Below are 7,288 nucleotides of genomic sequence, written 5' to 3'. Positions count from 1 at the left end.
GGGGCTGCGCCTGGGCGGACGCCCGGCCGGGGGGGCTGGCGGGGCGCTTGGGGCCGGCCGCGGGGGGCGCCGCCGGCTCCGTGGTGGTCAATGCCCTGCTGCGGGACTTGTTTGAAAAAGATGCGTTTTCGCGGGCCATGTCGTTCGTGATCCTGGTGATGACGCTGGCGCCCCTGGTGGCGCCCGTGGTGGGGGGCTACATCAGCGCCCACAGCGACTGGCGGGTGATCTTCTGGCTGCTGGTGGGGATCAGCCTCTTCATCTGCCTGGTGCTGCAGTGGAAGATCCCCGAGACCCTCAAACCCGAGCACAAGCAGCCCCTCAAGCTCGGCCAGGTGCTGTGCAACTACTGGGGGGTGCTCTCCCATCGCGGCGCCATGGGCTATGTGCTGTGCGGCGCCCTGTCGAGTTCGGGCATGTTCGCCTTCCTGAGCGCCTCGCCCTACGTCTACATCGAGTATTTCCACGTGCCGACCGAGCACTACGGCTGGCTGTTTGGCCTCAACATCCTGCTGATGATGGTGGTTACCTTCGCCAACAGCCGCCTGGTGAAAGGGGTGGGGGCCGAGCGCATGCTGCAGTACGGCCTCATCATGTTGCCGCTCGCGGGGGCCCTGCTCATCTACAACGCCTGGAGCCAGACCGGGGGCCTGTGGGGCATCGTCATCCCGGTGGTCTTGTTCGTCGGTCACATCAGCCTGGTGGGGGCCAACGCCATGACCGGCCTGATGGGCCACTTCCCCCAATCGGCGGGCACCGCCTCCGCGCTCGCCGGCACCCTGCGCTTTGGCATCGGCGCCCTGGTGGGGATCCTGGTCAACCTCAATCCACCCGAATCCCCCCTGCCCATGGCCATCGCCATCGCCAGCTGCGGCTTCGGCTCGGCGATCTGCTACTGGTCACTGACCGGCAAGAAGCAGTCACGCTGAGCCCGGGCGCTCGCAATTCGCCATAAAAAAACGCGGCCCCGGCGCCCTCTCATCGACCCGATGTCGATATGAGGGGCGCCGGGGCCGCGTGCATTGAGCCAACAGGAGGGACAAACCGGCCTCTCAGCGGGCTCTCTGGGTCACAAGTTCTGAAAAATTCTTATCAATATCGCATTTTCATTAGCACAGCTAATGGCTTTGCGCCTATTTCTTGCCAAAACCGGACTGCTTGAGGGTATAACCGGCACTGTTCTGCCAGGCGTCCAGACCGCTTCGATTGTTGCCCGCCACCAGGCTGGCGGCCAGGCTCGGGCTGTTGAACAGCTGATCGGCCACGAACACGAAGCCCCCTTCGGCCCGCGGGCTCAGCACCCCCTTGTCCAGCAATTCCAGACGCAGCTCGATCACCGCCTCACGCAGGGATGCCGCATCCTCGCCGTTGGCGGTGGATCCCGCCTGCACCATGAAACCGGGGTTCTGCCGCTTGCCCACCGGGTAGCCATGAGCCTCGGCCCCCTTGCCGTTGAAGTGGTAGAGCTCGCGCTCCCCGGGCTTGTTGTCGGAGAGCGCCTTTTGCAGGGTCATCAGCTCGTTGTAGATGTCGATGGGAACCACGGCAGCCTGTTTGGTGCCCTTGCTGTCGACGATAAAACTGACTTGCTTGTGTAACATCCTTGCTCATCCTGTGACCCATGGAGGCCCCTATTCTAACCACCTCTGGCGAGCGGGATCCAGCGAGGATCCTCATCCCTTTTGCAGCCGGGATCACTAACTGGCATAGTGGTTGTCACAGTGAAAGCCATTGACCATCAACCGGTTATCCCATGCTGAGCCTGAAAAACCTGAGCAAGTCCTTTGGCGCTGACGCCGCTTCCCCTCCCCTGTTCAGGGGGCTGGATCTGCGTCTGCACGCCGGTGAAAGCTGTCTGCTGCTGGGGCAGAGCGGCTCGGGCAAGTCCACCCTGCTCAACCTGATCGCCGGGTTGATTGCCCCCGATGAGGGGGAGGTCTGGCTCGATGACACCCGTCTCGACCACCAGCCGAGCGGCGAGCGGGCCCGCCTGCGCGGTCGCCACTTCGGCATCGTCTATCAGGACTTCAACCTGCTGCCGACCCTGACGGTGGAAGAAAACTGCTGCCTGCCGCTCGATATCAACGGCCTGCCCCGTGAGCCTGAGCGACTCGATGCCCTGCTCACGCGCCTTGGCATGGCAGACAAGCGCCACGCCTGGCCGGAGCAGCTCTCCGGCGGCCAGCGCCAGCGGGTCGCCCTGGCCCGGGCCCTCATCCACCAGCCCAGGTGGCTGCTCGCCGACGAGCCTACCGGGAGCCTGGATGAGCACAACGCCCGGCAGGTAATGGACCTGATGATGGGGGCGGTGCAAGCGAGCGGGGCCGGTCTGCTGCTGGTGAGCCACAACCCCGCCTACGCCAATCAGGTGGACAGGGTGCTGCGCCTCGAAGGCGGGCGGCTGCTGGAGATCAAGGGCGCGGCCCATGGCTGATCGGGTGGTGAATCAAACCTCTTATCCCACCCAGGGAGCCGCGCCGTGCTGCCCCTAAAGGCGCTGCTGCGCCTCTACCGCGCCCACCCCTGGCTGCTGCTGATGAGCCTCACCGGCCTGATGCTGGGGGTCTCGCTGGTGGTCGCCATCGAGCTGCTCAACCAGAGCGCCAAGACCAATTTTGTCGCGGCCCGCAGCCAGCTCGCCGGGGAGGCCAACTACCGGCTGGCCCCAAGTGGCGGCCTGGACGAGCAGCTTTACGTCAAGCTGGTGCGAAGCGAGCGCGCCCTCGCCGCCCTGCCCCAGGTGCACGCCTGGCTCAAGGACGCCGAGGGGCGCAGCTTCCAGCTGCTCGGCATCGATCTGTTGAACCCCGGCCCACTGAGCCCCTTGCTTGGCTCAGGCAAACAGAGCGGCGACAAGGAATCATTTTCCCTAGCGCGGGCCGACGCCGTCTGGCTCGCCGAGCCGGAAGCCGAGCGCCTCGACTGGGCCGTCGGCGAGACCCGCGCTTTTATGCTGGGTGAGCGGTCACTCCAGCTGACCCTCGCGGGCACCTTCGAACCCGGCGCCGTGCCCATGGAGCGACTGCTGCTCACCGATCTCGGCATCGCCCAGCCCCTGTTTGGCAAGAACGGGCAGCTGGATCGCATCCTGTTCACGCTAAGCGAGGCAGAAGCCACCGCACTGCAAGCCAGACTGCCCAAGCCGCTCTGGCTAGAGCCCATCAGCCCGGCGCTCGATGCCAGCCTGCTCGGCGATGCGCTGGGGCTCAACCTCAGCGCCCTCTCATTGCTCGCCATGGCGGTGGGGCTGTTTCTGGTGTTCAACGCCCAGCGTTTCGTGCAGAGCGTGCGCCGCCCCCAGCTCGCCCAGCTGATCATCTTAGGCATGCCGCCGCGCCGGGTGCTGCTCTGGCTGGGGCTGGAACTTGGCCTGCTCGCCAGCCTCGGCACCCTGCTCGGCCTGGTGCTCGGGGTGCTGCTCGCCAAGGGGCTGATGGGTCAGCTGACCCAGGCACTGGCCGACCTTTATGGCCCCAACCCCATCGATCTCCTGCGCCTCGCCCCCGGGGGCCTTATCAAGGCCGCAACCCTGGGCCTGCTGGGGACCCTCGCCGCCAACCTGCCCGGCTGGTGGGCACTGCTGCGCCAATCACCGCTGCAACTGCGTGAAGGCCAGGTGCGTCTAAGCCCCCATCCCTGGCGCAGGCGCCTGCTGGCACTCGCCATTCTGCTTGTCTGCGCGCTTTGCCTCGCGCTACCCCAAACGGGACTGCCCGGTGCCCTGCTCGTCGCTGGCGGTTGGCTGCTGGCCATGGCGCTCGCGCTGCCGGATGCTCTGCGCTGGGTGCTGGGCCGGTTGCGGCGCCGGCCCGGCGGCCTCACCACCCGGCTTGCCGTCGCCGAGACCCAATACCATCTGGATCGCACCGCCATCGCCGTGATGGCGCTGCAGCTCGCCATCGCCGCCGCCATCGGCATCGGCGTCATGGTGTCGAGCTTTCGCACCAGCGTGGAGATCTGGCTGGGCCAGCGCCTCGCCGCCGATCTCTATGTGAGCGCCCCCAAAGGCGCGGCGGGTAGTCGCGGCACGCTCGACCAGTCAACTCTGGACGCCATCTTCGCCAGCCCCGACGTTGGCGCCGCCTCGCGCCGCTCGGTGCAGCCCGCCCGCTGGCAGGGGCAGCCCATCGAATGGGCCCAGATGGACGCCATCCCCGAGCTCAAAGCCGCCTATCCCCTGCTGAGCGGCCGCTGGCCAGTGGCCCCTGACGAAGTGCTGGCGAGCGAGCCGCTGACGGTGCGCCTCGGGGTCAAGGTCGGCCAGACCCTTGTGATCACGAGTGAGTCGGGCCCGCGACAGGTGCAAGTCACCGGCGTCTATCAGGATTACGGCAGCGACAAGGGGCAGGTGTTGCACGATTTTGAATCGGGGCCGGTGCAGTCCCTCGCGCTCTTCAGTCCAGCGCCGGAGCGGCTTGCCGATGGGCTGCGGGCCCGCTTTGGCGAGAAGATAAACCTCCTCCCCGCCCCCGCCATCCACGCCGCGGCCCTCAGGGTGTTCGATCAGACCTTCGTGGTGACCGAGCTATTGAAACTGCTGATCCTGGGGATTGCCTTTGTCGGTATCGGCTCCGCCTTTCTGGTGCTGGGGCTCGCCCGGCGAAGTGAACTACAGACCTTGCAGAGTCTGGGATTAAGCCCCCGCCGCTGTCGTCAGTTGTTGGTGTGGCAGGGGGCGGGCCTCGGGCTGCTCACCGCCCTGCTCGCCCTGCCGGTGGGTTATGGCCTGGCCTGGGTGCTCATTGAAGTGGTCAACCCCCGCGCCTTCGGCTGGCGACTGGCCTTCGAGGCCGCCCCTGCTCACGCCATCACGGCGCTGTTGCTGGCGCCCGTCTGCGGGGCCCTTGCCTCCTGGTTTGCCGCAAGGAGGGTGGTATGACGCATTCACTACGGGCCAAGCTGCTGGCCGCCCTGCTGAGTGTGCTGGGCACCAACGCTCAGGCCCAGGATCTGGGCACCGTGCTCGGCAGCGGCGGCGATCACTTCAAAAAAGCGCAGCCTGGGCAGACAGTGAATTTGCCCACGGATCACGCAGCCCACCCAGACTACAGATCCGAGTGGTGGTATCTCACGGGGAACCTTAAAGACGAGCAGGGGCGCGAATACGGCCTGCAGTGGACCCTGTTTCGCCAGGGAGTGGAGTGGCAAATTGCTGACAAGAAAGGCTCGGTTCGAGAGCAACCACTGACCAATCCCTGGCTCACCCCCCAGCTCTGGCTGGCGCAATTTGCCATCACGGATCTCGCCACCGGCCAGCATCTGCAGGACGAGCGCACCAGCCGCCAGGGGCCGGGCTTGGCGGGCGCCAGCCAGGGCGAATATTGGCTAAGGGAGTGGACACTTAAATCCCAAGGGACGGCGCTCTTTCCGGCGTGGCTCAACGTCGATAGCGCCATCGGTCAGCTGGCACTCGAGGTGAGCAATCGCAAACCCGCCGTGCTGCAAGGCGAATCGGGTTACAGCGAGAAGAGCCCGGGCAACGCCTCGTTTTACTACTCCTTCCCGCGCCTGGCGCTTAGCGGTACCCTGACGCTTGATGGTGAGACCCGCAAGGTCAGCGGCCTGGGCTGGTTCGATCACGAGTGGAGCAGCTCTGTGCTGGCGGATTGGCAGGCTGGCTGGGACTGGTTCTCGCTGCAACTCGTTGATGGCCGCGAGCTGATGCTGTTTCGTCTTCGCACCAAACCCGGCCATGCCAATCCCGAAAACCAGCCCGAAAACCGCTACGGCATCCTGATTGAGCGCGATGGCAGCAGCCGAGTGCTGTCCCCTGACTCCATCACCCTCACCCCCGGCAAGACCTGGCGCGGCCCCAAGGGCCAGCCCTATCCCATCGAATGGCAACTCAGAGCTGCCGATATGAATCTCAAAATTCGTGCCCGCCAACCTGATCAGGCCATGACAGGCCGTTTCGATTATTGGGAGGGGGCTGTGACAGTTTCAGGGGATGCTCATGGCTTGGGATATTTGGAAATGACAGGCTATTGAACACCCAGCTTATGGTCGGTTGCCTCCATCTGCCGTATTCTTATTCACTTACTCTGCTTTCTATTCCCCGTAAAAATCTGACAACGATCAAAATTTCATTCAAATCCCATGGGTAAGCTCCGTTTTCACTCAACAAGGCTGATCGGCGTTTGATAGGCTACTCATCCGGCCCTCACCGCTATAGTTTGCCCACTCCTCAACCCGGTTACACATTGGGCGTGCGGTAGCCATGTGGTTTGCTGAAAGGAATTGGCACCCCAAAGCCCGCTGCTGGATAATAAGAACAACATTCATATATCCACAGTGTGCTTCACCACTCAGGAAAGTGTAGGACATTAAAATATCAATGATGTTTTAACATGTATCAAAAACACCATTGAAAATATAAAAGCCGATATCACCACCACATATAAATATTTATTTTTGTAGTTTACTTTAACATCGAGGGTAATTGTGAAAAACTTCGTAAGCCGCTATTCTTTACATATTTGTTTTTTATTTTTAGGGTTTTACGCATCTGCTGTTATTTTAGCTTATGCAGATAGTGAATCACATGACTTTTTATCGGTGCTAAACTCACTTGGCGTTTTCTTTGCCTCAGCTGGTGCAGTTGCTGCATTGCTTACTTTGTTTCATGTTGTCTACTCCAGAGAAGAAGATAAAGAAGAACACGAAGTTAACTATTTCAAATACACAATTTTCATCCTCGAACGACAAGCTATATTCATATCTATGTTTGAAGATAGGATCTCTCGGTTTCAGAACATCGAGGAGAAAAGCAGAGCTTTACAGCTCGAGTCACTAAAATTTGACGATACTCTCTGTGATGCAATTAGCATTGAAAAGAGCTTATGTTTGCTATCATCACCAAATACTGCATTATTATCAGAACTAGATCGCTGCCAGAGAGACTTTAAGTCACTTTCTCACACGATTACGCGAAGAAATAGTTTGTATATAAATGACTACCAGAGAAAAGTTCAGCACCATTTCTCTCCCGGAATTAATTTTAGTCAAGAGGAACTAGAAAAAATTGTAGGGAGTGCCCTGCTGCCTTCTCTCGTTGAATTTACCAATGAAATTTACCTGCAATTACCAAAGGTAAAAAAGCATATTGTTGATGTTAGTAACCAATTACATTCTGAGTTTAAGCGTAAATACCCTCATCAAAAACTTGTCGAGAGCCAATAATATGAACAAGCAACTTAAAATAAACTATTAATTCATGGTATTTCCAGAACCAATTAATTTCGGTGGTTATGACTGTTGTGCTTTAGTCCAGTAATCATGCTTTGCTAGC

The 7,288-nt window shown here is 60.6% G+C and carries 6 protein-coding genes; 5 read left to right on the top strand and 1 reads right to left on the bottom strand.

Going from position 1 to position 7,288, the window contains the following annotated elements; translation table 11 throughout:
• A partial coding sequence (locus ACW5W7_RS15345) for a Bcr/CflA family multidrug efflux MFS transporter (RefSeq protein WP_456502262.1) occupies positions 1-929 on the top strand: 929 nt, incomplete at its 5' end.
• A 204-nt stretch (positions 930-1,133) separates the two neighbouring features.
• Here ACW5W7_RS15345 and ACW5W7_RS15340 read toward each other — a convergent pair.
• Positions 1,134-1,601: a DUF4357 domain-containing protein gene (locus ACW5W7_RS15340; RefSeq protein WP_349921869.1), complete on the bottom strand. Its 468-nt coding sequence runs from the start codon at positions 1,599-1,601 to the stop codon at positions 1,134-1,136.
• 152 nt (positions 1,602-1,753) lie between these two features.
• Between ACW5W7_RS15340 and ACW5W7_RS15335 the strand changes: the two genes are divergently transcribed.
• The 4 genes from ACW5W7_RS15335 (at position 1,754) to ACW5W7_RS15320 (ending at position 7,179) form a co-directional block, all read left to right on the top strand.
• Positions 1,754-2,434 carry an ABC transporter ATP-binding protein gene (locus ACW5W7_RS15335; protein ID WP_456502261.1) on the top strand — a complete coding sequence of 227 codons (681 nt, stop codon included), beginning with the start codon at positions 1,754-1,756 and terminating at the stop codon, positions 2,432-2,434.
• Between the two features lie 45 nt (positions 2,435-2,479).
• On the top strand, positions 2,480-4,879 hold the full coding sequence (locus ACW5W7_RS15330) for an ABC transporter permease (RefSeq protein ID WP_456502260.1): 2,400 nt from the start codon (positions 2,480-2,482) through the stop codon (positions 4,877-4,879).
• On the top strand, positions 4,876-5,988 hold the full coding sequence (locus ACW5W7_RS15325; RefSeq protein WP_456502259.1) for a lipocalin-like domain-containing protein: 1,113 nt from the start codon (positions 4,876-4,878) through the stop codon (positions 5,986-5,988). Before ACW5W7_RS15330 ends, ACW5W7_RS15325 begins: the two co-directional genes overlap by 4 nt.
• Positions 5,989-6,441: 453 nt before the next feature.
• Entirely contained in the window at positions 6,442-7,179 is a 738-nt protein-coding gene (locus tag ACW5W7_RS15320; protein ID WP_456502258.1) for a hypothetical protein, read from the top strand.
• The last annotated feature ends 109 nt before the right edge of the window (positions 7,180-7,288 follow it).

It is taken from the genome of Aeromonas intestinalis, assembly GCF_054052485.1.
Note: the sequence above shows the minus strand (reverse complement) of the source record. Positions and strands in the feature narration are given on the sequence as shown.